At 40.9% G+C, this 26,730-nt stretch carries 20 protein-coding genes, 3 rRNA genes and 3 riboswitches; of the genes, 2 read left to right on the forward strand and 21 right to left on the reverse strand.

Features of this window, described 5'->3' with window-relative positions:
- Positions 1-77: 77 nt before the first annotated feature.
- From purN to MKZ14_RS19775, 17 genes are all read right to left on the reverse strand, one after another.
- Positions 78-647 carry a phosphoribosylglycinamide formyltransferase gene (gene purN, locus MKZ14_RS19695; protein ID WP_004225729.1) on the reverse strand — a complete coding sequence of 190 codons (570 nt, stop codon included), beginning with the start codon at positions 645-647 and terminating at the stop codon, positions 78-80.
- Positions 647-1,702 carry a phosphoribosylformylglycinamidine cyclo-ligase gene (purM, locus tag MKZ14_RS19700; protein WP_016992380.1) on the reverse strand — a complete coding sequence of 352 codons (1,056 nt, stop codon included), beginning with the start codon at positions 1,700-1,702 and terminating at the stop codon, positions 647-649. Before purM ends, purN begins: the two co-directional genes overlap by 1 nt.
- A gap of 95 nt (positions 1,703-1,797) precedes the next feature.
- Entirely contained in the window at positions 1,798-3,222 is a 1,425-nt protein-coding gene (purF, locus tag MKZ14_RS19705; RefSeq protein WP_004225733.1) for an amidophosphoribosyltransferase, read from the reverse strand.
- Positions 3,198-5,432 carry a phosphoribosylformylglycinamidine synthase subunit PurL gene (gene purL / locus MKZ14_RS19710; RefSeq protein ID WP_016992381.1) on the reverse strand — a complete coding sequence of 745 codons (2,235 nt, stop codon included), beginning with the start codon at positions 5,430-5,432 and terminating at the stop codon, positions 3,198-3,200. The genes purF and purL overlap by 25 nt, the downstream gene beginning before the upstream one ends.
- A complete protein-coding gene (gene purQ / locus MKZ14_RS19715) occupies positions 5,419-6,102 on the reverse strand; it encodes a phosphoribosylformylglycinamidine synthase subunit PurQ (protein ID WP_016992382.1) in 684 nt (227 codons plus the stop codon). The genes purL and purQ overlap by 14 nt, the downstream gene beginning before the upstream one ends.
- Before the next feature lie 2 nt (positions 6,103-6,104).
- Positions 6,105-6,353, reverse strand: a complete 249-nt coding sequence (gene purS / locus MKZ14_RS19720) for a phosphoribosylformylglycinamidine synthase subunit PurS (RefSeq protein WP_016992383.1) — start codon at positions 6,351-6,353, stop codon at positions 6,105-6,107.
- Positions 6,354-6,355: 2 nt separating this feature from the next.
- Complete coding sequence (gene purC / locus MKZ14_RS19725) at positions 6,356-7,066, reverse strand: phosphoribosylaminoimidazolesuccinocarboxamide synthase (protein WP_312127141.1); 711 nt, start codon at positions 7,064-7,066, stop codon at positions 6,356-6,358.
- A 128-nt stretch (positions 7,067-7,194) separates the two neighbouring features.
- Complete coding sequence (gene purB, locus MKZ14_RS19730) at positions 7,195-8,490, reverse strand: adenylosuccinate lyase (protein WP_016992384.1); 1,296 nt, start codon at positions 8,488-8,490, stop codon at positions 7,195-7,197.
- 13 nt (positions 8,491-8,503) lie between these two features.
- Positions 8,504-9,628, reverse strand: a complete 1,125-nt coding sequence (gene purK, locus MKZ14_RS19735) for a 5-(carboxyamino)imidazole ribonucleotide synthase (RefSeq protein WP_339280371.1) — start codon at positions 9,626-9,628, stop codon at positions 8,504-8,506.
- Positions 9,625-10,113, reverse strand: a complete 489-nt coding sequence (gene purE / locus MKZ14_RS19740) for a 5-(carboxyamino)imidazole ribonucleotide mutase (RefSeq protein ID WP_312127137.1) — start codon at positions 10,111-10,113, stop codon at positions 9,625-9,627. Before purE ends, purK begins: the two co-directional genes overlap by 4 nt.
- 212 nt (positions 10,114-10,325) lie before the next feature.
- A riboswitch (purine riboswitch) is annotated at positions 10,326-10,424 on the reverse strand.
- A 93-nt stretch (positions 10,425-10,517) separates the two neighbouring features.
- Complete coding sequence (locus MKZ14_RS19745) at positions 10,518-10,712, reverse strand: NETI motif-containing protein (protein ID WP_016992387.1); 195 nt, start codon at positions 10,710-10,712, stop codon at positions 10,518-10,520.
- A 136-nt stretch (positions 10,713-10,848) separates the two neighbouring features.
- Positions 10,849-11,115, reverse strand: a complete 267-nt coding sequence (locus MKZ14_RS19750) for a hypothetical protein (RefSeq protein WP_312127134.1) — start codon at positions 11,113-11,115, stop codon at positions 10,849-10,851.
- Positions 11,116-11,265: 150 nt separating this feature from the next.
- A 5S ribosomal RNA gene (gene rrf, locus MKZ14_RS19755) occupies positions 11,266-11,381 on the reverse strand.
- A gap of 68 nt (positions 11,382-11,449) precedes the next feature.
- Positions 11,450-14,377: ribosomal RNA gene (locus MKZ14_RS19760) — 23S ribosomal RNA — on the reverse strand.
- 182 nt (positions 14,378-14,559) lie between these two features.
- A 16S ribosomal RNA gene (locus MKZ14_RS19765) occupies positions 14,560-16,111 on the reverse strand.
- Together the 16S, 23S and 5S rRNA genes form the textbook arrangement of a ribosomal RNA operon.
- Positions 16,112-16,579: 468 nt before the next feature.
- Positions 16,580-17,881: an NCS2 family permease gene (locus tag MKZ14_RS19770; RefSeq protein ID WP_004230532.1), complete on the reverse strand. Its 1,302-nt coding sequence runs from the start codon at positions 17,879-17,881 to the stop codon at positions 16,580-16,582.
- A gap of 131 nt (positions 17,882-18,012) precedes the next feature.
- A riboswitch (purine riboswitch) is annotated at positions 18,013-18,114 on the reverse strand.
- Between the two features lie 209 nt (positions 18,115-18,323).
- A complete protein-coding gene (locus tag MKZ14_RS19775) occupies positions 18,324-18,992 on the reverse strand; it encodes an MOSC domain-containing protein (RefSeq protein ID WP_048395027.1) in 669 nt (222 codons plus the stop codon).
- Positions 18,993-19,230: 238 nt separating this feature from the next.
- Here MKZ14_RS19775 and MKZ14_RS19780 point away from each other — a divergent pair, with 238 nt between their 5' ends.
- Both MKZ14_RS19780 and MKZ14_RS19785 read left to right on the forward strand, forming a co-directional pair.
- Entirely contained in the window at positions 19,231-19,551 is a 321-nt protein-coding gene (locus tag MKZ14_RS19780; protein WP_016995084.1) for a helix-turn-helix domain-containing protein, read from the forward strand.
- An 8-nt stretch (positions 19,552-19,559) separates the two neighbouring features.
- Positions 19,560-20,423, forward strand: a complete 864-nt coding sequence (locus MKZ14_RS19785) for an IS3 family transposase (protein WP_053996766.1) — start codon at positions 19,560-19,562, stop codon at positions 20,421-20,423.
- Between the two features lie 61 nt (positions 20,424-20,484).
- Here the strand turns inward: MKZ14_RS19785 and guaA are convergent, their stop codons facing one another.
- The 4 genes from guaA to MKZ14_RS19805 form a co-directional block, all read right to left on the reverse strand.
- The gene (gene guaA / locus MKZ14_RS19790; RefSeq protein ID WP_036076059.1) at positions 20,485-22,038 is read right to left on the reverse strand and encodes a glutamine-hydrolyzing GMP synthase; all 1,554 of its coding nucleotides are present in this window, start codon (positions 22,036-22,038) and stop codon (positions 20,485-20,487) included.
- Between the two features lie 155 nt (positions 22,039-22,193).
- Positions 22,194-22,295: riboswitch (purine riboswitch) on the reverse strand.
- Positions 22,296-22,327: 32 nt separating this feature from the next.
- Positions 22,328-24,511: a transglutaminase domain-containing protein gene (locus tag MKZ14_RS19795; protein WP_339280372.1), complete on the reverse strand. Its 2,184-nt coding sequence runs from the start codon at positions 24,509-24,511 to the stop codon at positions 22,328-22,330.
- A complete protein-coding gene (locus tag MKZ14_RS19800; protein WP_339280373.1) occupies positions 24,508-25,689 on the reverse strand; it encodes a DUF58 domain-containing protein in 1,182 nt (393 codons plus the stop codon). The genes MKZ14_RS19795 and MKZ14_RS19800 overlap by 4 nt, the downstream gene beginning before the upstream one ends.
- Positions 25,686-26,630, reverse strand: coding sequence for a MoxR family ATPase (locus tag MKZ14_RS19805; protein ID WP_048395021.1), 945 nt, complete (start codon positions 26,628-26,630; stop codon positions 25,686-25,688). Before MKZ14_RS19805 ends, MKZ14_RS19800 begins: the two co-directional genes overlap by 4 nt.
- Positions 26,631-26,730 lie beyond the last annotated feature (100 nt).

Below are 26,730 nucleotides of genomic sequence, written 5' to 3' on the forward strand. Positions count from 1 at the left end.
GAACTGACCTTTAATAGATTAATAGAGTTAGGTCTTGTTTAAATTGAGTAGGGTTCTCGACCTAACTCCTTCTTCAGTTACTGTAATAATTGCTGTAATGCCTTTGTATATAACAAATGCTCTTGTTTATGAATTTCAGCTTCTGTTGCCTCGCGATTTCCTTCAATGACAGGTACCGCTGCCTGAGCGATAATTGGACCAGTATCCATCCCTTCATCAACAAAATGCACTGTTACACCTGTGATTTTCACACCATGATTGATGGCCTGTCCAATAGCGTCTTTTCCAGGAAAAGCCGGCAGTAGGGAAGGGTGAATGTTAACAATTCGCTGTGGAAAGGCTGCTAATAATACATCACTGATTAAACGCATATATCCTGCAAGCACAATCCATTTCACATCGCACTCATGTAAAGCTTCGATAATAGCTGTCTCATATGCTGACTTCGAGACAAACTCTTTTGGATTCAATGCTAACACTGGAATCCCAAAGTTTTCAGCACGTGTTACTACAAATGCTCCAGGCTTATCTGTGACCACAAGTGCGACCTTTGCATGAAGTTCACCACGTTCAATGGCCTCTTGAATGGCTTGAAAATTACTACCGCTGCCTGACGCGAACACGGCGATTTTTGTTGGTGCAGTCATTACACTAAACTCCCATCATGTGAGCCATTAAATACTACGCCATCACCTTTTATAACACGTCCGATTGTATAGGCCTTTTCACCATTTGCTTCTACTGCAGCAATTACTTTATCAGCTTCAGTTGCTGGCACAGCTATTACAAAGCCAATACCCATGTTAAACACATTGTATAAATCTTTATCTTCTAGCTGACCTTTTTCTTTTAGGAATTCAAAGATACGTAATACAGGCCAAGAACCTAAGTCGATTTCCGTTGCTAGTCCTTCTGGCATCATGCGTGGTAGATTTTCATAGAAACCGCCACCTGTAACATGTGCACAGCCATGTACATCTGCTGCCTTTAAAGCTGCTAGAACGGGTTTAGCATATAACTTTGTTGGCACTAGAAGCGCCTCACCGATTGGGCCTAGATCTTCATAGCCTTCTATAATCGCATCCACCGCATACTGATGATCTGCAAAGACAATTTTACGCACTAAAGAATAACCGTTTGAATGTACACCACTTGAGGCAATCCCAATCAGTACATCGCCTTCTGCAATTTTTTCACCTGTCACAATAGCAGACTTTTCACAAGCACCCACTGCAAAGCCAGCTAGATCATATTCATCTTCTTCATAAAGACCAGGCATTTCTGCAGTTTCGCCACCTATTAGGGCCGCACCAGATTGCACACAGCCATCTGCAACACCTTTGACAATTTGTTCGATTTTTGCAGGCTCTGCTTTTCCAAGAGCTACGTAATCTAAAAAGTACAGTGGTTCTGCTCCTTGGGCAACAATATCATTTACACACATTGCTACACAGTCCACACCGATTGTATCGTGTTTGTCTACCATGAAGGCTAGCTTTAGCTTTGTTCCAACACCATCTGTCCCTGAAATAAGAACAGGTTCCTTAAGATTAAGTTGTGACAAGTCAAACATGCCACCAAAGCCACCAAACGTCCCCATTACACCTAGACGGTTCGTACGTTCAACATGAGACTTCATTCGTTTTACGGCTTCATAGCCCGCTTCAATATTTACACCTGCTTGTTCATATGCCTTTGACACGCAGAGTTCCTCCTTATCATCCAAGTCGCCTAAGTTTCCTAGATAGAAATGACTGTAAATTCTCTAGAGTACACTAATTTGTTGCGATGTTTTTCTTAACGTAATAATTCTTTTTCATGAGGCAAGATCGTATCCGGGAAAATCTCTGTTGGATATTTGCCTGTAAAGCAAGCAAGACAAAGCCCTCTGTTTTCATCTTCATATGGTCGTGCAATTGTTTCTACCATCCCCTCAACAGAAAGGAAAGTTAGAGAATCTGCCCCAATTGCTTCACGAATTTCATCTACATTATGACTAGAAGCAATCAGTTCTTCGTGCGTTGATGTATCAATGCCATAATAACAAGGATTTGTCATCGGCGGTGAGGAAATAACAACATGAACTTCCGCTGCACCAGCATCTTTTAGCATTTTGACAATGCGACGAGATGTTGTACCACGAACGATAGAATCATCTACCATTACTACTTTTTTTCCTTTTACGACTTGAACAACAGGTGAAAGTTTCATTTTTACACCACGTTCACGTAACTCTTGTGTCGGCTGAATAAACGTACGACCAACATAACGGTTTTTAATAAGTCCTAATTCATAAGGGATTCCACTTTCTTCTGCAAAACCAATCGCTGCTGAAATACTTGAATCAGGAACACCTGTTACAACATCTGCCTCAATATGTGCACACTCACGAGCAAGCTGTTTACCCATACGTTTTCGTGCCATATGAACGTTAATACCATCAATATCCGAATCAGGACGTGCTAAATAAACATATTCCATCGCACACATTGAACGTTTATCCATATCAGCAAAACGATCTGATTTTACGCCCTCATCGTTAATAATGATTAATTCGCCTGGTTCTACCGAACGAACGAATTCTGCACCAATTAAATCGAATGCACAAGTTTCAGAAGCTACCACCCAGCCATCTCCTAGCTTTCCAAGAGATAATGGACGTAAACCATGTGGATCACGTGCAACAAGCATTTCATCCTTTGTCATAATTAAGAAAGAATAGGCACCCTTTAAAAGAGATAGGGCATTTTTCACCTTCGCCCGGAATGGTGAATGTGAGCTTTTCTTAATAAGATGCGCCAGCACTTCTGTATCCGAGCTAGAGTGGAAAATGCTACCTTGTCGCTCTAGATACTGCTTTAAATGTGTCGCATTGACTAAGTTACCGTTATGGGCAATTGAAAGGCTACCAGTTGAGGAATGGAATAATAATGGCTGTACATTTTCGATACCGCCACCACCAGCAGTTGTGTAACGAACATGCGCAATAGCTGCTTTACCGTTCACTGCTTTTAATTTATCTTCGTTGAAAACATCATTAACTAGTCCTTCGCCTTTCACCGCGCGAAGATGCTGTCCGTCTGAAACGACAATTCCAGCGCCTTCTTGTCCACGGTGTTGAAGAGCATGAAGCCCGTAATAGCTAAGGTGTGCTGGATTTGGGTTACCCCAAATACCAAACACCCCACATTCTTCGTTTAAGCCTCTGAGTTCAGCAAGCATGGGATTGCTCCTTTCCAATTAGAACGGAATTCCTCCACTGTACCTTCTACAAGCACACCTTTGTCCCCGTTGATTTTCACAAGTGCATCGTTTGTTACGACACCAATTTTTTGAGCATCTTTGATGATTTCTACAAATGCTGCAGCATTTTCTTCTTTTACTGTGACAACAAAACGAGATTGACTCTCACTGAATAACGCTGTTGTTGCAGAGCCTGTTAATGTTACGTCCACACCAAGACCGTTTGCGCCAAATGTTGTTTCCGCAATTGCAACAGCTAGACCGCCCTCTGCTACATCATGAGCAGATTGAACAAGGCCTGCTTTAATCGCTTTTAATAAAGCTTGCTGACGTGTCGCTTCAACCTCTAAATCGATAGATGGCGCTTTCCCTGAAATAACACCATTATTTAATAGCTTTTGAAGCTCTGAACCACCAAATTCTGTTTTTGTCTCACCAATAACAAAGACAATATCCCCTGCAGCTTTTACTTCCTGTGTCGTTACATGGGCTAAGTCTTCAATAAGACCAACCATACCAATTGTCGGCGTTGGATACACCGCTTCGCCTGAACGCTCATTATAAAGTGAAACGTTACCTCCAATTACTGGCGCATTTAATGCCGTACAAGCTGCTGAAATACCATCAGCAGATTTTTCAATTTGCCAGAAGATTTCTGGTTTCTCTGGATTACCAAAGTTTAAGCAGTCTGTAATCGCAAGTGGCGTACCACCAGTTGCCACGATATTACGAGCTGCTTCGGCTACCGCGATAGCACCACCTACTTCAGGGTCTAAATAGATATAACGAGAGTTACAGTCTGTTGTCATTGCTAACCCTTTATTTGTGCCACGTACTCGAATAACGGCAGCGTCAGAGCCTGGTTTAACAACTGTTGATGTACGTACCTGATAATCATATTGATCGTATACCCATTCTTTAGAAGCAATTGTCGGTGCTTTTAATAAAGCATTTAGTGTTTCTTTATAATCTGTCACAGCAGGCTCAGTGTTTTCGATTGCTTGGAACTCTGCATAGTAAGCAGGCTCTGCAGATGGTTTATGGTAAACAGGTGCATCTTCTGCTAATGCGTCTGCAGGTACCTCTGCCACTATTTGTCCTTTGTGTAGCAGACGAAGCATTTTGTCATCTGTAACGCGGCCAATCGCTACTGCATCTAAATCATATTTATCGAAAATCGCTTTAATTTCATCTTCGCGACCTTTTTTCACAACTAAAAGCATACGTTCTTGAGACTCAGACAACATCATTTCATATGCTGACATTCCTGTTTCACGTTGAGGCACTAAGTCTAAGTTCATTTCTACACCAGAACCAGCCTTTGAAGCCATTTCTGCTGAAGAAGAAGTAAGACCAGCGGCACCCATATCTTGAATACCAACTAAAGCATCAGATTTTACAACCTCTAAACATGCTTCAAGTAAAAGTTTCTCCATAAATGGATCGCCAACTTGTACTGCTGGACGTTGGTTTTCTGATTCCTCAGTTAATTCCTCAGAGGCGAATGTTGCACCATGAATACCATCACGACCCGTTTTCGCTCCTACATACATCACTGTATTACCTACACCAGCTGCAATACCTCGTTGAATATCTTTATGATCAATTAAACCGACACACATAGCATTCACAAGTGGATTGCCTTCATAGCAAGGATCGAATTGAATTTCGCCACCTACTGTTGGGATTCCAATACAGTTACCATAACCTGCGATACCCGCTACTACTTCTTCAAATAGATATTTACCACGTGCTGACTTTAATTCACCAAAGCGTAATGAGTTTAACATAGCGATTGGACGTGCACCCATTGAAAAAACATCACGGATAATGCCACCCACACCCGTTGCAGCCCCTTGATAAGGTTCTATTGCAGATGGATGGTTATGCGATTCCATTTTAAATACGACCGCTTGCTCATCACCAATATCCACAATACCCGCACCTTCACCTGGTCCTTGTAGTACTTGAGGTCCTTTTGTAGGGAATTTACGTAGTACTGGCTTTGAATTTTTGTAAGAGCAGTGTTCAGACCACATTACTGAGAAAAGACCTGTCTCTGTCCAGTTAGGTAGACGTCCTAAAATACCTTCTACCATTGCAAATTCTTCGTCTGACATCCCCATTCCAGCGTATAGCTTTTCATCTTTAATTTGCTGTGCTGTTGGCTCAAACTTAGTTGTTGACATGATTTTCCCTCCACTGCTTCACGATTGATTTAAATACTGCTAGACCGTCTGCGCCGCCCACCAGTGCATCAACAGCTCGCTCTGGGTGTGGCATCATCCCTAATACATTGCCGCGCTCGTTTATAATCCCTGCGATATCTTCTAAAGAACCGTTTGGATTGTCACCTGAGTATGTGAATACGATTTGATTATTATCTTTTAGTGATTGTAAAGTTTCCTCGTCACAGTAGTAGTTACCTTCACCATGTGCGATTGGAATATTGATGATTTGACCTTGCTCATATTGATTTGTGAATAATGTATTGTTGTTTTCAACTTTAAGCTGCACTGTACGGCACATAAATTTGAGGTTTTTATTGCGTAATAAGGCTCCTGGCAATAAACCTGCTTCCGTTAGGATTTGGAAGCCGTTACATACACCTAATACAGGTTTACCAGCATCTGCTGCCTTCTTAACTTCTGCCATAATGTTAGATTGATTAGCCATTGCGCCACAACGAAGATAATCTCCATAGGAGAATCCTCCAGGTACTAAAATGCCATCAAAACCACTTAGATCTGTTGCTGTATGCCATACATATTCTACTTCTTCACCTAGCTCGTCTTTAATCGCATGATACATATCGATATCACAGTTTGACCCAGGGAATACGAGTACTGCGAATTTCATGATTAAATAGCCTCCTCGACTTCGTAACGGTAGTCTTCAATTACAACGTTCGTTAAAACCTTTTCACACATTTCTTTTACTAGAGTATCAATGTCACGTTCTGTATCTTTAATTGATAGTTCAAGATATTTACCGATACGTAAATCTTCTACTTCACCGTAGCCCATTTTAGCTAAAGAACCCTGTACTGCAGAGCCTTGAGGATCAAGAATGCTCTCACGTAATGTTACATAGATTTTTACTTTTTTCATTGTTATTTGCCTCCGAGTCTAGAAAGTATAATAGTATAAACTTCAGTTAAATTACCAAGGTCACGACGAAAAACATCTTTGTCTAACTTTTGCTTTGTTGTAGCGTCCCAAAGTCTGCAAGTATCTGGTGAAATTTCATCAGCTAATAATACATTGCCATCCATATCACGACCAAATTCTAATTTAAAATCAATTAATGTGACATTAACATCTTCAAAGATAGGTTGTAGAACTTTGTTAACGGCTAGTGCGCCATCATAAATAGCAGTTACTTCAGAAGGTGTCGCAAGATCTAGGACGTCAATATGCTCTGTTGTAATAAGTGGATCGCCTAATTCATCATCTTTATAATAAAATTCGACGATTGGTCTTTTTAAAGCTGTACCCTCTTCAAGACCAAGACGTTTTGCTAAACTTCCTGCAGCGATATTACGAACAACCACTTCAATCGGAATAATTTCTACTTTTTTTACAAGCTGTTGCGTATCAGATAATAGTTTTACGAAATGTGACGCAATTCCGTTAGCTCGTAATTTTTCGAAAATTAATGAAGTAATGCGATTATTTAAAATGCCCTTGCCTTCAATTTCTTCTTTTTTTTCTCCGTTGAATGCTGTTGCACTATCCTTATACTCAACAAGAAGAACATCGGCTTCCTCTGTTGTGTACAATTTTTTTGCTTTACCTTCATACAAAAGTTGACCTTTAGTCATTTCGTTTTCCCCCTGATATTATGAGATACGCTTGTAATAATGTTCAGAATTGAACCATATCTCTACGATTCAACTCTGAAACTTTTACTGGTGGCTCTAACATTTATTATTAGATGGCTAAATAAATATTAGTTAAGTCCTAGTCGTTCAAAAATCATATCAACATGCTGTAAGTGGTAGTTGTAATCAAAACAATCATCCAACTCTTCTTTTGTTAAATAAGATGTGATTTTTTCACTTGCATCGACTAATGTACGGAATTGAACTTGCTCGTCCCAAGCCTGCATTGCTAAAGGTTGTACTGTATCATAAGCTTCCTCACGTACTAAACCTTTATCAATCAATGCTAGTAAGATGCGTTGAGAATAAATAAGACCAAATGTACGATCCATATTACGTTTCATGTTCTCAGGGAATACTGTTAAGTTTTTCACAATATTACCGAAGCGATTTAGCATATAGTTAAGAGTAATTGTTGCATCCGGTAAAATAACGCGCTCTGCAGATGAATGTGAAATATCACGTTCATGCCATAAAGCTACATTTTCATAAGCTGTCACCATATAACCACGCATTAAACGAGACATACCAACCATGTTTTCAGAACCAATTGGATTACGTTTATGTGGCATTGCTGATGATCCTTTTTGACCTTTTGCAAAAGCTTCCTCCACTTCACGTGTTTCAGATTTCTGTAGCCCACGAATTTCTGTTGCGAATTTTTCAATTGAAGTAGCGATTAAAGCTAATGCCCCTAAATACTGAGCATGGCGGTCACGCTGTAAAGTTTGTGTTGAAATCGGTGAAGCTGCAAGGCCTAATTTATCGCAAACGTATTGCTCAACACGAGGATCGATATTGGCATATGTTCCAACAGCTCCCGACATTTTCCCTGTTTCAATTACTTTGGCAGCCGCTTCAAAACGTTCAAGGTTACGCTTCATTTCCTCATACCATAAACCAAGTTTCAAACCAAAAGTTGTTGGTTCAGCATGAACACCATGTGTGCGTCCCATCATAACTGTATGTTTATGTTCTTTTGCCTTAGCAGCAATAATATCAATGAAATTTACGATATCCTTTCGTAAAATATCATTTGCTTGTTTGATTAAATAAGAAAGTGCTGTATCTACTACGTCTGTAGAAGTTAAACCATAATGCACCCATTTACGCTCTTCTCCAAGTGTTTCAGAGACAGCACGAGTAAAGGCTACAACGTCATGACGAGTTTCTTGTTCAATTTCTAAAATACGATTCACATCAAATGAAGCATTTTCACGAATTTTAGCAACATCCTCTTTTGGGATATCGCCTAACTCTGCCCATGCTTCACAAGCTAAAATTTCAACCTCTAGCCAAGCTTGGTATTTATTTTGTTCTGTCCAAATTGCGCCCATTTCGGGTCTTGTGTAACGTTCAATCATCGCTTATCTCCTTCTATTCTGACCAAATGCCAGAACTCTCGATTTGTTGTAGTGTAGCTTCTAAGTCTTTTGTCATAATCGTCACATGGCCCATTTTACGGTTGACCTTAGCTTCAGCTTTCCCATAAAGATGTATGGACCATTCAGGATATTTAGCAATTGAGTTACTGAGTGGCACGACATGCTGCCCTAATACATTGACCATAATGGACGGTGCCCATAATTGCGGCTTACGTAACGGCCATCCACAAACAGCACGAATATGCTGATGAAATTGTGAAACATTACATGCTTCAATTGAATAGTGACCAGAATTATGAGGTCTTGGTGCTAATTCATTGATAACAATACTACCATCTTCTAATACAAACATTTCTACTGCTAGCGTTCCTACTAAATGTAAGTAATCTGCAATTTTCAAAGCTTCTCGTTCCGCAGCTTGAGCTGTGCTTTCAGTTATGCGAGCAGGTACAATTGTCTCGTGAAGAATATGTTGAACATGAATGTTCTCTCCAACTGGCTGACAATACGATTCACCATGACCATTTCTTTGAACAATGACCGATACTTCCTTTACGAAAGGAACAAATCCTTCTGCAATACACTGCGAATGCATGAATAATTCTTTCGCTAAAGGTAAATCTTCAGTTGATTTTAAAAGCTGCTGTCCCTTGCCATCATAACCACCTCTTGCTGTTTTGACTATACAAGGATAACCAATCAAATCAATATTGGCTACTAATTCTTCATAAGTTTTTGCGACAATATATGGTGCTACTGGGCAACCAGCTTTCACAATAGCTTCTTTCTCTGTTATACGGTTTTGTGTAATACGTACCAACTCTGCTCCTTGAGGAACATACGCCATTTGAGATAAACGCTTTAAGCCTTCATAATCAATATTTTCAAATTCATAAGTGATAACATCACTTACTTCTGCAAGTTCTTCTAAAGCAGCTTCATCATCATATGGAGCTACAATACGAATATCAGCTACCTGCCCACACGGTGAGTCCATTGCTGGCTCAAGAACAGCCACTTTAAAACCAGACTCCTTTGCAGCCAGCGCCATCATTCGACCAAGTTGTCCTCCGCCTATAATGCCTATCGTTTGTCCAGGATAAATAATCTTCGTCACACTAAGTCACCTGTACTTTCTAATACTTGCTGCTTTGTTGCTTCACGTCTAGCATCTAATTTATTAGCAAGCTCCGCATCTGTTGTTGACAAAATTTGAGCTGCAAGTAACCCTGCATTAGTCGCTCCTGCTTTGCCAATTGCTACAGTTGCTACAGGTACGCCACCAGGCATTTGAACGATGGATAATAGTGAATCAAGTCCATTCAGTGCACGTGATTGAACTGGTACACCGATGACAGGTAATGTTGTTTTAGCTGCCACCATTCCTGGTAAATGTGCAGCCCCGCCTGCTCCAGCAATAATTACTTGTATTCCTCGTTCTCGAGCTGCCTCTGCATATTCAAACATTAAATCAGGTGTACGATGTGCAGATACAACTTTCTTTTCGTACGGTACTTGTAATTCTTCTAAAATATCACATGCATGTTTCATTGTTTCCCAGTCACTTGAACTACCCATAATGACACCGATTTTCGGATTCATAAATTGTCGCTCCTTTTAAACGATAGAAAAATGATCAATTATTTATTGTGCTAGCCTCTATTTTGATTAGCTACTGCAATTCTTATTTATTTACAAAGAAAATCCCCAAATAAACTACTCTCTACCATTACACGTGAAAGCAGTTTACTTGAGGACTATTAGGACAAGATCATCTCCATGTACATAGCTGTACAAAGACCTTCTCACCATATGCCAAAAGTGCTTTCCCGCATAGTCCAGCATTTACGGTGCCGGGTAGAGACACTAGAGCCAATCCTCTAGCATATATGTGGGATTTATTTGTTTTTCCTTCTCACATTTTAACAAGGGATTGTCTTATCGTCAATGCAAAAATGCGAACATTTTTTATTAGGTTAAAAAAAACGTTCGGTTTTTAGTCAAAATCATTCGATATCTTGAGCAGGTATACCTTTAAACTGAATTTTTTGGCGTAAATAAGCTGGCTCACCATCTACGATATGAAAAAGCGGCTCTTCTTTTCGTCCTATGACCATAAAGCCGTCTTTCTGCATTCTTGCCAAACAATCCTCAATTGACTCGTTTTCTTGTACCTCATACCAAATTTGCTTTTTTCCCAATTTTTTCTTCCTTTCCACTGTACATATTCATTCAACCAATTTGTAATTCATTATACCTTTTGTTGCTTACAGAAGTATGTAAGAACTTAAATATATAGAAAAACTGCAGATTTCTCTCCGCAGTTTTGATTAATGACTATGAACCATAAAATACCTTTAAATAGATACAAAAAAATAATAGCTGTAGGAACAAATGAAGGACAACAAGAACCAGACGATATCCTTTGATGCCTAATAGAGCACTGCCAATGCCTAAACCACCTAAAATAAACGGCATAAACATATTTATATGATAGAGAAGTGTAAAAAAGCCTCCATACCATTTTGCTGAATCATAACCAAACATAAAGAATATAAGTAGAAGACTCGAGATCGAAATCGCAGAAAAAATGTTCTGCCTCATTTTGATTCCTCCATTATTTAATCCAAAATGTATCTAGTTGAAAGAATTTATCTTTAAATCTGCTTGAAAATATTAAATATATTATAGCATTTTATGAATAGTTCACATAATAAAAAAAGCCATGGAATAGATCCATGACTTTTTTTTATTGCCTAGCGACGTCCTACTCTCACAGGGGGAAGCCCCCAACTACCATCGGCGCTAAAGAGCTTAACTTCCGTGTTCGGTATGGGAACGGGTGTGACCTCTTTGCCATCATCACTAGACATTTATTTATTTGAAAGAATTATTCTTTCAAAACTGGATAAACGGTGCATTGAATGCTTCAAACATATTGGTTAAGTCCTCGATCGATTAGTATTCGTCAGCTCCATGTGTCACCACACTTCCACCTCGAACCTATCTACCTCATCGTCTTTGAGGGATCTTACTTACTTGCGTAATGGGAAATCTCATCTTGAGGGGGGCTTCATGCTTAGATGCTTTCAGCACTTATCCCGTCCACACATAGCTACCCAGCGATGCCTTTGGCAAGACAACTGGTACACCAGCGGTGTGTCCATCCCGGTCCTCTCGTACTAAGGACAGCTCCTCTCAAATTTCCTACGCCCACGACGGATAGGGACCGAACTGTCTCACGACGTTCTGAACCCAGCTCGCGTACCGCTTTAATGGGCGAACAGCCCAACCCTTGGGACCGACTACAGCCCCAGGATGCGATGAGCCGACATCGAGGTGCCAAACCTCCCCGTCGATGTGGACTCTTGGGGGAGATAAGCCTGTTATCCCCGGGGTAGCTTTTATCCGTTGAGCGATGGCCCTTCCATGCGGAACCACCGGATCACTAAGCCCGTCTTTCGACCCTGCTCGACTTGTAGGTCTCGCAGTCAAGCTCCCTTGTGCCTTTACACTCTACGAATGATTTCCAACCATTCTGAGGGAACCTTTGGGCGCCTCCGTTACCTTTTAGGAGGCGACCGCCCCAGTCAAACTGTCCGCCTGACACTGTCTCCTGCCCCGCTAAGGGGCATGGGTTAGAATTTCAATACAACCAGGGTAGTATCCCACCGACGCCTCCTTCGAAGCTGGCGCTCCGAGATCTCTGGCTCCTACCTATCCTGTACAAGTTGTACCAAAATTCAATATCAGGCTACAGTAAAGCTCCACGGGGTCTTTCCGTCCTGTCGCGGGTAACCTGCATCTTCACAGGTACTATAATTTCACCGAGTCTCTCGTTGAGACAGTGCCCAGATCGTTACGCCTTTCGTGCGGGTCGGAACTTACCCGACAAGGAATTTCGCTACCTTAGGACCGTTATAGTTACGGCCGCCGTTTACTGGGGCTTCAATTCGCAGCTTCGCTTGCGCTAACCACTCCTCTTAACCTTCCAGCACCGGGCAGGCGTCAGCCCCTATACGTCACCTTACGGTTTTGCAGAGACCTGTGTTTTTGCTAAACAGTCGCCTGGGCCTATTCACTGCGGCTCTCATGCGCTTGCACGCTCAAGAGCACCCCTTCTCCCGAAGTTACGGGGTCATTTTGCCGAGTTCCTTAACGAGAGTTCTCTCGCACACCTTAGGATTCTCTCCTCGACTACCTGTGTCGGTTTGCGGTACGGGCACCTCTCACCTCGATAGAGGCTTTTCTTGGCAGTGTGAAATCAGGAACTTCGTCCATACGGACTCGCCATCACAGCTCAACGTTACAGTGTGCGGATTTGCCTACACACACGCCTTACTGCTTGGACGCGCACAACCAACGGCGCGCTTACCCTATCCTACTGCGTCCCCCCATTTCTCAAACGGTGAGGAGGTGGTACAGGAATATCAACCTGTTGTCCATCGCCTACGCCTATCGGCCTCGGCTTAGGTCCCGACTAACCCTGAGCGGACGAGCCTTCCTCAGGAAACCTTAGTCATACGGTGGACGGGATTCTCACCCGTCTTTCGCTACTCATACCGGCATTCTCACTTCTAAGCGCTCCACCAGTCCTTCCGGTCTGACTTCAACGCACTTAGAACGCTCTCCTACCACTGACATCGTAGATGTCAATCCACAGCTTCGGTGAATCGTTTAGCCCCGATACATTTTCGGCGCAGCGTCACTCGACCAGTGAGCTATTACGCACTCTTTAAATGATGGCTGCTTCTAAGCCAACATCCTGGTTGTCTGTGCAACGCCACATCCTTTTCCACTTAACGATTACTTTGGGACCTTAGCTGGTGGTCTGGGCTGTTTCCCTTTTGACTACGGATCTTATCACTCGCAGTCTGACTCCCGTGTATAAATATCTGGCATTCGGAGTTTGTCTGAATTCGGTAAACCGGGATGGCCCCCTAGTCCAAACAGTGCTCTACCTCCAGTATTCTCATCACGAGGCTAGCCCTAAAGCTATTTCGGAGAGAACCAGCTATCTCCAAGTTCGATTGGAATTTCTCCGCTACCCACACCTCATCCCCGCACTTTTCAACGTGCGTGGGTTCGGGCCTCCAGTAAGTGTTACCTCACCTTCACCCTGGACATGGGTAGATCACCTGGTTTCGGGTCTACGACCACGTACTATTTCGCCCTATTCAGACTCGCTTTCGCTGCGGCTCCGCCTTCTAAAGCTTAACCTCGCACGTAATCGTAACTCGCCGGTTCATTCTACAAAAGGCACGCTATCACCCATTAACGGGCTCTAACTACTTGTAGGCACACGGTTTCAGGATCTCTTTCACTCCCCTTCCGGGGTGCTTTTCACCTTTCCCTCACGGTACTGGTTCACTATCGGTCACTAGGTAGTATTTAGCCTTGGGAGATGGTCCTCCCGGATTCCGACGGAATTTCACGTGTTCCGCCGTACTCAGGATCCACTCAGGAGAGAACGAACTTTCGACTACAGGGCTTTTACCTGCTCTGGCGGACCTTTCCAAGTCGCTTCATCTAACTCGCTCTTTTGTAACTCCGTATAGAGTGTCCTACAACCCCAAGAGGCAAGCCTCTTGGTTTGGGCTCTTCCCGTTTCGCTCGCCGCTACTCAGGGAATCGATTTTTCTTTCTCTTCCTCCAGGTACTTAGATGTTTCAGTTCCCTGGGTCTGCCTTCAAGACGCTATGTATTCACGTCAAGATACTACGCGATTAAACGTAGTGGGTTCCCCCATTCGGAAATCTCCGGATCAAAGCTCACTTACAGCTCCCCGAAGCATATCGGTGTTAGTGCCGTCCTTCTTCGGCTCCTAGTGCCAAGGCATTCGCCGTGCGCCCTTAATAACTTAACCAAGTTATTAAGCCTATAAAAAAACTTAAAAAATAAATGTGTTTGTTACAATTTCAATGTCGTTTTATCCAGTTTTCAAAGAACAAGTTTTGAAGTATTTCATTCAGAAAGAATGAACCTTCAAAACTGAACGCAAAACGTAATCTTACAAACCCAAGGTTTGTATTCCGAAATAATCCTTAGAAAGGAGGTGATCCAGCCGCACCTTCCGATACGGCTACCTTGTTACGACTTCACCCCAATCATCTATCCCACCTTCGGCGGCTGGCTCCAAAAGGTTACCTCACCGACTTCGGGTGTTACAAACTCTCGTGGTGTGACGGGCGGTGTGTACAAGGCCCGGGAACGTATTCACCGCGGCATGCTGATCCGCGATTACTAGCGATTCCGGCTTCATGTAGGCGAGTTGCAGCCTACAATCCGAACTGAGAACGACTTTATCGGATTAGCTCCCTCTCGCGAGTTGGCAACCGTTTGTATCGTCCATTGTAGCACGTGTGTAGCCCAGGTCATAAGGGGCATGATGATTTGACGTCATCCCCACCTTCCTCCGGTTTGTCACCGGCAGTCACCTTAGAGTGCCCAACTAAATGATGGCAACTAAGATCAAGGGTTGCGCTCGTTGCGGGACTTAACCCAACATCTCACGACACGAGCTGACGACAACCATGCACCACCTGTCACCGTTGCCCCCGAAGGGGAAACTATATCTCTACAGTGGTCAACGGGATGTCAAGACCTGGTAAGGTTCTTCGCGTTGCTTCGAATTAAACCACATGCTCCACCGCTTGTGCGGGCCCCCGTCAATTCCTTTGAGTTTCAGTCTTGCGACCGTACTCCCCAGGCGGAGTGCTTAATGCGTTAGCTGCAGCACTAAGGGGCGGAAACCCCCTAACACTTAGCACTCATCGTTTACGGCGTGGACTACCAGGGTATCTAATCCTGTTTGCTCCCCACGCTTTCGCGCCTCAGCGTCAGTTACAGACCAGAAAGTCGCCTTCGCCACTGGTGTTCCTCCAAATCTCTACGCATTTCACCGCTACACTTGGAATTCCACTTTCCTCTTCTGCACTCAAGTCCCCCAGTTTCCAATGACCCTCCACGGTTGAGCCGTGGGCTTTCACATCAGACTTAAAGGACCGCCTGCGCGCGCTTTACGCCCAATAATTCCGGACAACGCTTGCCACCTACGTATTACCGCGGCTGCTGGCACGTAGTTAGCCGTGGCTTTCTAATAAGGTACCGTCAAGGTACAGCCAGTTACTACTGTACTTGTTCTTCCCTTACAACAGAGTTTTACGATCCGAAAACCTTCTTCACTCACGCGGCGTTGCTCCATCAGGCTTTCGCCCATTGTGGAAGATTCCCTACTGCTGCCTCCCGTAGGAGTCTGGGCCGTGTCTCAGTCCCAGTGTGGCCGATCACCCTCTCAGGTCGGCTACGCATCGTCGCCTTGGTGAGCCGTTACCTCACCAACTAGCTAATGCGCCGCGGGCCCATCCTATAGCGACAGCCGAAACCGTCTTTCAGTCTCTTGCCATGAAGCAAAAGAGATTATTCGGTATTAGCCCCGGTTTCCCGGAGTTATCCCAAACTATAGGGTAGGTTGCCCACGTGTTACTCACCCGTCCGCCGCTAACGTCAAAGGAGCAAGCTCCTTTTCTGTTCGCTCGACTTGCATGTATTAGGCACGCCGCCAGCGTTCGTCCTGAGCCAGGATCAAACTCTCCATAAAAGAAATTTGATTAGCTCAAATTGTTTTGCTGGCATCATGTTTGATGTCCAAAATTGTGTTTTGTTCACTAGCAAAGCTAGCTACTTAAAACTTTATTGATTACGTTTTGCTTGTTCAGTTTTCAAGGTTCATTTACTAGTTACGCTAAGTAACTTTTTATAATTTAACATATTGTTAACATGTTGTCAACTGTTTATGTTAATATTTTTGAAGTTGTTCGTTTGTTTCGTAACAACGTGTTTAAATATATCATCTTAAATTTAAGTTTGCAAGCCTTTCGTTAAAGTAAAACTATTCTCATTATTTAAAAACGAGTTTCTTCTATATAATGTATAAAAACCATAACTCTTTTAATTAGGATCAACTTAATTTTTGATTGCTCTAACCAACAATTTATTGCTTTTTATTTTTAATAAAAAACACCTCTCATGATTAGTATCTTACTAACAATGAGAGGTGTCTGTTTAACTAACGTACCCAAATGAAGTATGCAAGGAAAACAAAGAATAGACCATACATCATTGGGTGAATTTCTTTTTTACGACCTGCTAATAACATTGTAATTGGGTAGAATACAAAGCCGATTGCAATACCAGTAGCAATTGAATAACCAAGTGGCATCATTAATACTGTAAAGAATGCAGGTACTGCTATTTCGAATTTGTCCCAATCAATTAAGCGTAAGGACGATACCATTAGTACCCCTACGATTACTAAAGCTGGAGCAGTAACTGCTGGTGTTACCACTGCTAGTAATGGTGAGAAGAATAATGCAACTAAGAACAGTACTGCTGTTACGACTGCAGAAAATCCTGAACGAGCGCCTGCAGCAACTCCAGAAGTTGACTCTACGTACGCTGTTGTTGTTGACGTACCAAATAAAGAACCGATAGTTGTTGCTAGTGCATCTGCCATTAAGGCACGTCCTGCACGCGGTAATTTATTATCTTTTACTAAACCTGCTTGTGTCGCTACAGCCATTAAAGTACCAGCTGTATCAAAGAAATCAACAAACAAGAATGTTAACACTACTACTAAAAACTTCACGTTAAATAATGTACCGAAGTCACCAAGTGGTTCTAGTGCTACCATGAATGTAGAATCTACACTTGGAATAGCTGATACAACGGCTGTCGGAGGATCAATGATACCTGTGATCATCCCAATAACTGCCGTAATCACCATTCCTAAGAAAATACCGATACTGCGCAATTTAATAATAAGAATAACTGAAAGAATAATTCCGAATACCGCTAATAATGTAGCGCCTGTGAAACTTCCTAAAGTGACTAAAGTAGCTGGGCTATCGACAATGATCCCTGCTCCTTGTAAACCAACAAAAGTTATAAATAAACCAATACCTGCAGAAACTGCATATTTAAGTTGTACTGGTATAGCATTAATAACAGTTTCGCGGATACCAGTTAAAGATAAAATAATAAAGATAATCCCTGAGAAGAACACGCCTGTTAAACCAGTTTGCCACGGAATACCGTATGCTCCGACTACAGTAAATGCAAAGAATGCATTTAACCCCATCCCAGGAGCAAGTGAAATCGGGAACTTAGCGAAAATCCCCATAATCAAAGAACCGACTGCTGCTGCTAATGCTGTTGCTACGAAAACAGCCCCTTTATCCATCCCTGCATTTTCTAGAATACCTGGGTTAACAGCTAGAATATATGCCATTGCAAGGAAGGTTGTAATACCGCCTATTATTTCGCGGCGATAATTAGTTCCTAATTCATCGAACATGAAATATTTTTTCATTATCAAAAAATCCTCCGTGTGGTCGTCTTCAATATCGAAAACAAAAAAGACACGCTGACTACTCTACTAGTCGCATGTCTACGATATATTTCATCACAATTAGTGTGTGAAACAAATTAGTGTTTATACATTTATGTATAAACCTAAATCGTAGTCAAGTTATTTACGGTAACTTGGTAGAAACTCACGGGCCTTATCCCCGACATTATACGACGACGTATTTAATTTACATTCGTAATATATCATTTCGTTTTTTAGATTTCAACCCTATTTCCGAACATTTTTCTAAAAAGAAATGCGAAAGTTCGTGTAAAATTCTTATTTAATGTTCAGGTTCTATTAAATGTATTACTAAAGAGGCTTTGTACTGAACATTTCAGCAATTAGTTTAAAGAAAAAATCCCCTAGAAATTCTAGAGGATCCTTCTTTTGAACGTATGTTTTAACTCATCACTTTACTTTGCAAGACTTGAATTCTTTTTTCTAATTTTTCTTTCCAATCTTCTGCTAATGCATCTACTGCTTGTATTTGTTTCATAGCGATTGCATCATTGTTTTTGAAGTACACTTCATTGCAATACAAAACAGAGATACGTGCAGGATGCTTTTCTACAAGCTCAATTGTTGAATCTGCACAGATTGTCCCTTCTTCAAGTACACGCGCAAGGAAACCTGTATAGCCTGTTTCGATTAAACGTTTGAGTAATGTGTTTGCCTCGGTATATCTATCAATCGTACTACATGGAATACGTCCCTGTGTAATTTGAATGACAGCATCTCCAATTTTATAAATATCACCAATACAAACATCTGATTCTAACATATTTGTTACGGTTAAATTTTCGCCAAATGCAGCAACGGGTAACGTTTTTCCAAGTTCCTGTTCCCATTGTATGTAATGCTCCGCAGGATATAAACAAACTGCTCGATCAGGGCCACCGTGATGTTTTTTATCTGCCACATCATCCCCTTCAAAGCCTTGAGAGGACAAATAAACTTCTTGCACTCGTTGCTTTTCAATCCCTGTAATCATTGAACGTCCTTTACTATCAACCAATTCTTTTGGCATCCCAACCGTTAATGTATGAATCATTGGTTTATTTTTCTCCATTTAAATCCCCCCTAATCTGAATAGTATAATTTCTTGTGCATTCATTTAGTTTACTACATACAACACTTTACCAGCAATTTTTGCAGTTGAGATACTTCATTAAGCCATAAATTCAGAAGGAAATAAATCAAAAAAAGCCCTAAAAACCTCTCAGTGATATTATCCCCTTTAAGTAGACAATGTTAAAAAACCTACAGTACGCTGTAGATAAACATTTTACTTAAAGGGGATTTTCTCTATGTCGCGAAAAAATAATACGTATTCAAATGAATTGAAGTTAGAAATTGTACAAGCCTATTTAACGAGCAATGAAAGTATGCAAAAGATTGCGGATCGATATGAAATTCGCAATGTTTCACAAGTGAAGGCCTGGGTGAAAAAATTTAAAGAAGTTGGATCAATTGAAGCCTTTAATCGCCTTCCATCTACGGGTTCTGGAGCGAAAGGTGTGAAGAATCCGTTAAAAGGAAAACGTACCCACTTTAAAACTGTAGAAGAAGAACGTGATTACTATAAGGCACAGGTAGAATACTTAAAAAAGCAGTATCCAAATCTGTAAATGGAGGAATGCCCACTTATCCAGACCGTTATCATATTATCGAAGAAATGAAAGATCGGTATCCGATTACATGGCTCACTGAAATGGCGAAAGTTGAACGTTCAGGTTATTATAGATGGCTTAAAAATGGCAAGGTATCGTTACGTAAACGTGATGATATCCTTTTAAAGGAGCATATTTTAGCGATTCATCAAACGCATAAAATGTATGGTTATCCTCGTATGAAAATCGCTTTACGAGACAAAGGATTTCATGTGAATCATAAGAAGGTCTATCGATTAATGAGTGAGTTGGGTATTCAATCGATTATCCGTAAAAAGCATCGTATATGGGGAAATCGACTATCACGTGTATTTGATAATGTGCTGGCGCGTAATTTTAAGGAGCGTGTAGAAAATGAGGTGCTCGTGACAGATATTACATATTTACCGACGAAAAATGGTTTTCTCTACCTATCAGCTGTACAAGATTTATATAACAACGAAATTGTCGCCTGGAAAATTAGTGAGCGTAACGATTTAGAATTAGTCATGGACACACTACAGGAATTGACGGCAAAAAGAAAGGTGTACCGAAGCATCATCCATTCGGATCAGGGCTTCCAATACACATCGATTAAGTATCATCAGACCGTAAGTCAACTTGGCATGATTGGCAGTCATTCTCGCAAAGGAAACTGCCATGATAACGCTTGTATCGAGTCGTTCTTCTCGCACTTTAAAAGCGAGTGTTTGTATCTTTTACACGATAATACGGAAGAAGCAGTGAGGCAAGCCGTTGAGCAATACATCTACTTTTATAACTTCCAACGCTTCCAAAAACGACTCAACCACCTGGCACCGATAGAATATCGACACCAGATGGCTGCTTAGTCTTTTTTAAAGCTGTCTACTTGACAGGGGTAAGTCCACAGGGCTTTTAGGGCTTTTGCTATTATTCCCACTCAATCGTTGCTGGTGGCTTAGATGTAATATCATACAGCACACGGTTCACATGTTTTACTTCGTTTACAAGGCGGACGGAGATTTTCTCTAGTACATCCCAAGGAATACGTGCCCAGTCAGAAGTCATACCGTCGATAGATGTAACGGCACGGATACCGATTGCATAGTCATACGTACGAGCATCGCCCATTACACCAACTGAACGGATATCAGGTAATACCGTAAAATATTGCCAAATGTCACGATCAAGGCCAGCTTTTGCAATTTCTTCACGTAGAATGAAATCAGATTCGCGAACGATTTCTAATTTTTCTTCTGTTACTTCACCAAGCACACGGATACCTAATCCAGGACCTGGGAACGGTTGACGCCAAACGATTTTTTCGTCTAGTCCAAGCTCTAAGCCTAGCGCACGTACTTCATCTTTAAATAAAGTTTTCAGTGGCTCAATTAGTTGGAATTGCATATCTTCAGGAAGACCACCAACATTATGGTGTGATTTGATTGTTTGTGCAGTTGAAGTACCAGATTCAATAATATCTGTGTAAAGAGTTCCTTGTGCTAAGAAATCCATACCTTCAAGCTTAGATGCCTCTTCATCAAACACATAAATGAATTCATTACCGATAATTTTACGTTTTTTCTCTGGATCAGAAACCCCAGCAAGTTTGTCCATGAATCGTTTACGTGCATCAATTTTAATAAGATTCATGTCAAAGTCTTCTGTGAATGTTTTCATTACTTGTTCAACTTCGCCTTTACGGTTTAAGTTGTGGTCTACGAACATACAAGTTAATTGATCGCCTATTGCTTTATGGATTAACACCGCTACCACTGATGAGTCTACACCACCAGAAAGAGCACATAATACTTTTTTATCGCCAACGATTTCACGAATTTTTGCAATTTCAAGCTCAATGAAGTTTGCCATTGACCAATCGCCTTTCGCTTCACAGATGTCGAATACGAATTGACGTAATAGATCATTACCATATACAGAGTGACGTACTTCTGGATGGAATTGTACAGCATATAGTTTACGTTCAACGTTTGCCATTGCAGCAATCGGACAAGATGCACTAGTTGCGATGACTTCAAATCCAGCTGGAACTTCTGTTACATGGTCACCATGGCTCATCCAAACGATTTGTTCTGTAGGTAATTCACCAAATAATTTGTTTGGTGTTGTTACTTGAATTTCGGCTTTACCATATTCGCGTGTTTCAGCACCTTCAACTTTACCGCCGTTTGTATGGGCCATTAATTGCATACCATAGCAAATACCTAAAATCGGTAAACCTAATTCGAAGATAGCTGGATCCACATGAAAGGCATTTTCATCATAAACAGAGTTTGGACCACCTGAGAAAATAATACCTGTTGCGTTCATATCTTTAATTTCTTCTGCAGTTACCGTATGTGGATGTAATTCACTGAAAACACCAAATTCACGAATACGACGTGTAATTAATTGGTTAAATTGGCTACCGAAGTCTAGTACAACGATTTTTTCTTGCTCTTTTAATAAAGGGCTAGCTGTCAAAATTTCCACCTCTTCTATTATTTTTAAAGGATTTTTCATGTGTTCAAAGAAAAACGCGAAGAAAGTAAAAAAACTTTCTACGCGTTCATAAGCTCTAGAATATTGATAAAGGCGAATGCGTAGCAAAGTAAAGTGATTTACTATACTTTTCACCTAACGAAAACATCCGCCTTCATAGAGAAATCATTTAAGGTGATTTCGTAGAAACATCCGAACCCTATTATCGAACTTATATGAAAGCAATCCTTGCATTTAATTTTTTTCATTTTACTCTTTGTCTACGTTAAAATCAACTGATAGTGCGATTGATTAAATATTCCCAACTTTCTTTCAGCTTCACAAAATCAACATCTTCTTTGTCTTTCCCATAAATATGTTGCTCGTAAACTACCGTCAGCTTTTGCATTTCATCTGTTTCTAATGCTGAATCTACACGCTCTGCGAATGCACTTAACGTTTCTCCATCTTTTCTGCGCAAGCCAATACGGGATAATTGCTTCAGTAAAACATAGTAGGAAGAATCGAAATTTGACCAATCCGCTACTTTTTTACGGTATGCTCGAACATGCATCTTAGGAATCCACGTTTTACGCTGTAAGAATAAAGAAATACCTGTGATTATTAATAATACAACAATTATCACCCAAACATAGGCAAACTTTTTCATCCATAACCACATTGCATCAAAGCTAAATGTTGATTTTGTCTGTTCCTTCTCGGTTACCTGTTCTTGTGGTTGTGGCTGCTCGGGTTTTCGTTCTGGCTGCGCCACTTCCTCCTCATCAGACGTATCTAACGGAATATCATAATCGATGTTAACATTCCCAGAAAAGCCGATTGTAGGCTCAAACTCCATCCATCCCGTTCCAGGTATAAAAGCTTCTACCCATGAGTGCGCATTGTCATTCGTGATGCGATATTCGCGTAATCCATCTGACACAGGTCCTGCAGTCCCAGGTGCAAAGCCTTTCACCCATCGAGCTGGGATTCCTACTGAGCGTAAAAGTACCACCATTGAAGTGGAGAAATTATCACAATACCCAACTTTTGTATCGAACAAAAATTGATCGACATAATCCTGATTTTCACCAGGAATGGCAGCTTGCGTTTTATCGTACTTAAAACCATTTGTTCTAAAATAACTTTCTACAGCCTTAATTTGTTCATAAACCGTATCTTTCTTTTGCGTTATTTCAGACGCTAAGTCCCTTACACGCTGAGGAAGTTGGTTAGGTAACTGCAAAAATCGATCAAAGGAAGAATCCATTGTTTCAAGTGTTGCTGGATATGACAATTGGAGCTGCTCCATACTATAAACAGGCTCACTATAAGACAATGAATAGTTTGATAATGATTTCGATTCCCCTACCTGTTGTTCTATATTCATTTTTTCAGTCTGCTCATCTTGAATAAATAAAGTGGAATCTTGAGCCGAAACAGAAAGCATACCATATGTTTGAATTAAAAATGGCATTGGAACAGCAATATCTAATTGAATCTGACGTTCACTTTCGGGCGGCCCTACTTGTAAAGAAGTCAGAATGGGTGTATTTGACTCATAAACATTTTTCCCAAAGTTCCCCTCTGAAACAATCCAACCTTTTGACGTATACGTATCTTTTGTTTCAATACGCCAATAATGACGATCACGGGAAGAGGCAGTGAATATTAAAGTATTATCTCCTTGGAACGGACCACCTAACTGACTATCATCCTGGCTATAACCAACTGATTTTTGACCATTTCCATTTCCGTCTTGTCCAGTAACCCCTTGGATAAACGGCACCGGATCTGCCCATGTTGGCCCAGTCTTTGGTAAAAAGTATGCTACAGAACTAACGAGTAATACAGATACTAGCATGGGAATAACAATTTTCCATTTCTCCATTACCGTACTTGTAGTTTCTACTTGAAGCCATAGGCGCTTGACAAAAAGAACACCTGTCATGATTAATCCTAAAACAACAACTTTTACAATTGCCGCTTTACCGTCATAGTCACTAAATGTATCCAAAGTAGCAATAAAGAATACGGTCATGGCAAAGAAGTAGAATATATTTTTTCGCACCGAAACCCAATGGTGAATTAAATAGACCAGCATCCAAATCAATACAAGAAATAACACTGTTCTGAAAACATCTGAAACCTGTCCAAAGTCACCTGTTAGAATCGTGGCCATGTTCCCTCTCCATTCAGCCAATAAAAAAGGCAATGTATCACCAGATAATACAGGACTAGGGCTATAGATAAAAACGACAAACCAGGTAATATAACCAAACTTCACTAATCCTGATAATAAAGGATGTACGCGGAAAAGACTTAGCGCTAAAGACATACCGATAAACACTAAGAAAAGATGCATCCCACCTGTATTCGTTAATTGCATAATGGGAATAAGCCATTCACGCAAAATGAAAAATACAATAACATAAGCTATGGCTAATTCTAAAAATTCTCCTAATGATTGCTTCACGGTCTTATCACCTCCGTGAATAAATGATAGAAATCTGCTGGATTTACATAAATAACTTGTATATGTTTATACCGCATCGCAAGCTCAGATTGCACTGGTTGCTGCTTTGCCACTACAAAACAAAAACAGCTTTTCACTATATTCGCAAGAGTATGTAGGAATTCATCTGAAACATCACTTGTCACATAAAGCAGTGTTGCAACTTGTTTAAAGGCTTGTTGGTCATGAAATCGAAACTTGACATTCTCTGTAGGTTTTATCGCAGCTAAATGATACATGACTTGATCTAAATGCTTGTCACCCTGTATAGCTGGGAATACTTTCGTCATTGCTCCAGCAGAAATAAATGATAAATCTCCTCGTTCCTGAACGATCATTTGTAGCATTGAAGCTACTAACTCTACTTTTTCTTCAAACATCGAGGATTTTGTAGCGTCTAGCACTAACATTAGTTCAGATGATTGTCGATCCTCAAATTCCTTAGACTGTAACTTTTGTGTACGTGCAAATGATTTCCAATGAATCCACGAAAAACGATCTCCTGGAACGTACTCTCGTAATCCAACAGCCATCGATGTGTCCTTCACAATAGAGTATGGAGACATCATCAAGCCAACATCATATTTTGTTTGAAGCGCAGCATATTTCATCTCTTGTACTCTTGGGTAAACTAAAATAGTTTGGTCCTTTTCTGCTACGACAACCTTTTTAGCCCAGCCAAAAAAATCATAGAAAACAATTGTAACACCTAGGTAACGATGTTCACCACGTGGCATATTTTCCAATTCATATTGCCAGCTAAAGGTTTTTTTAAATCCAACGAACTTAATGGCATTCGCATTTTGTATTTTAGCTTGCACTAATCCCTCACTATCCACAAGTTCCTCCATTACGATATAGGCAAATGGAAAACGTGTTTTACGTTCTATCGTAATAAGCACCTTCGCTGATTGACCTCGTTCTATATGAATCGGGTCAATCTTGCGTTCGATTAGTAAAATATCTTCTCTAACGACAAAGAAAATGAATGCATATACTAAAAATGGGCTAACCGTAAAAAATACAAACCAGCTCACAAACCCACCTTGGAACATTGCATAACAAAATGTTACGATCATCAAGAAAGCGATTAATAGGAAATGTTTACTTTTTTCTACAAAAGCTTTCCATTGCCTCATTGTTCTGCAAACCTCTTTGTCGGAACTGGTGTTTTAGCAATGATCCGCTGGATAATTTCGTCTGCTGTCACGTTATCATAGCGTGCATCTGGTTTTAAAACTAAACGATGATTAAAAACAAATGGCACTAAATATTGAACATCATCAGGGGTAACATAGCTTCGTCCTTTTAAAAATGCGTAAGCTTGAGAAGCTTTCATTAGCGCTATTGTGGCACGTGGACTCACACCTAAATAGACATAATTATTTTCTCTTGTTAGGGTAGCAAGCTCCACCATATAATTTTTAACAGAATCTTCTACATACACACCTTGAACAAGTTCCTGTAATTCGATTAATTGCGCTACCGATAATACTGCTTCGATTTTTTCAATGGCTTTACCATTCTCAGCTCTTCGTAAAATTTCAACCTCTTGCCCCCTAGATGGATAGCCCATTTTTATCTTTAAGAGAAATCGATCTAGTTGTGCTTCAGGTAAAGGATAGGTACCTTCATGTTCAATCGGGTTTTGTGTAGCCATCACAAAAAATGGCTGATTGATCATCAGCGTTTTCCCATCAATTGTAACAGAAGCCTCTTCCATCCCCTCTAACAACGCTGATTGAGTTTTCGGTGACGTTCGGTTAATTTCATCGGCTAATACAACATCCCCCATGATTGGCCCTGGACGAAATTCAAACTCCATTGTTTTGGGATTATAAATAGAAATACCGACTACATCTGATGGCAATAGATCTGGCGTAAATTGAATACGCTTAAATTGTGCATCAAACGATTTTGCAAGTGCTCGCACCATCATTGTCTTTCCTACTCCAGGTACATCCTCCAATAAAACATGTCCCCTTGCTAATAATGCGACAATACTGAGCTCAGCAACTTCTCTTTTACCAATCATTACCTTTTCTATATTTTCTAAAACATTCTGTATTTGAGCATTCATTAATCGAAAAGCCTCCCATTCCATCAAGCAATTGTGTGAATTGCAAGCAAACTTAATCTAAGCATAGCGAAATCTGTCTTGTAAAACAATTATCTGAAAC

The sequence above is a fragment of the Lysinibacillus sp. FSL P2-0066 genome (assembly GCF_037969495.1).
In the GTDB taxonomy this organism is placed as follows: domain Bacteria; phylum Bacillota; class Bacilli; order Bacillales_A; family Planococcaceae; genus Lysinibacillus; species Lysinibacillus boronitolerans.

Bases quoted from the DNA above. Each gene is read 5' to 3' on its own strand.
- purN (WP_004225729.1), bottom strand. From the start codon at position 647: ATGACTGCACCAACAAAAATCGCCGTGTTCGCGTCAGGCAGCGGTAGT.
- purF (WP_004225733.1), bottom strand. From the start codon at position 3,222: ATGCTTGCTGAACTCAGAGGCTTAAACGAAGAATGTGGGGTGTTTGGT.
- purL (WP_016992381.1), bottom strand. From the start codon at position 5,432: ATGTCAACAACTAAGTTTGAGCCAACAGCACAGCAAATTAAAGATGAA.
- purQ (WP_016992382.1), bottom strand. From the start codon at position 6,102: ATGAAATTCGCAGTACTCGTATTCCCTGGGTCAAACTGTGATATCGAT.
- purS (WP_016992383.1), bottom strand. From the start codon at position 6,353: ATGAAAAAAGTAAAAATCTATGTAACATTACGTGAGAGCATTCTTGAT.
- purC (WP_312127141.1), bottom strand. From the start codon at position 7,066: ATGACTAAAGGTCAACTTTTGTATGAAGGTAAAGCAAAAAAATTGTAC.
- purB (WP_016992384.1), bottom strand. From the start codon at position 8,490: ATGATTGAACGTTACACAAGACCCGAAATGGGCGCAATTTGGACAGAA.
- purE (WP_312127137.1), bottom strand. From the start codon at position 10,113: ATGAATCCGAAAATCGGTGTCATTATGGGTAGTTCAAGTGACTGGGAA.
- MKZ14_RS19750 (WP_312127134.1), bottom strand. From the start codon at position 11,115: ATGAGGCAGAACATTTTTTCTGCGATTTCGATCTCGAGTCTTCTACTT.
- MKZ14_RS19770 (WP_004230532.1), bottom strand. From the start codon at position 17,881: ATGAAAAAATATTTCATGTTCGATGAATTAGGAACTAATTATCGCCGC.
- MKZ14_RS19775 (WP_048395027.1), bottom strand. From the start codon at position 18,992: ATGGAGAAAAATAAACCAATGATTCATACATTAACGGTTGGGATGCCA.
- MKZ14_RS19780 (WP_016995084.1), top strand. From the start codon at position 19,231: ATGTCGCGAAAAAATAATACGTATTCAAATGAATTGAAGTTAGAAATT.
- MKZ14_RS19785 (WP_053996766.1), top strand. From the start codon at position 19,560: ATGCCCACTTATCCAGACCGTTATCATATTATCGAAGAAATGAAAGAT.
- MKZ14_RS19800 (WP_339280373.1), bottom strand. From the start codon at position 25,689: ATGAGGCAATGGAAAGCTTTTGTAGAAAAAAGTAAACATTTCCTATTA.
- MKZ14_RS19805 (WP_048395021.1), bottom strand. From the start codon at position 26,630: ATGAATGCTCAAATACAGAATGTTTTAGAAAATATAGAAAAGGTAATG.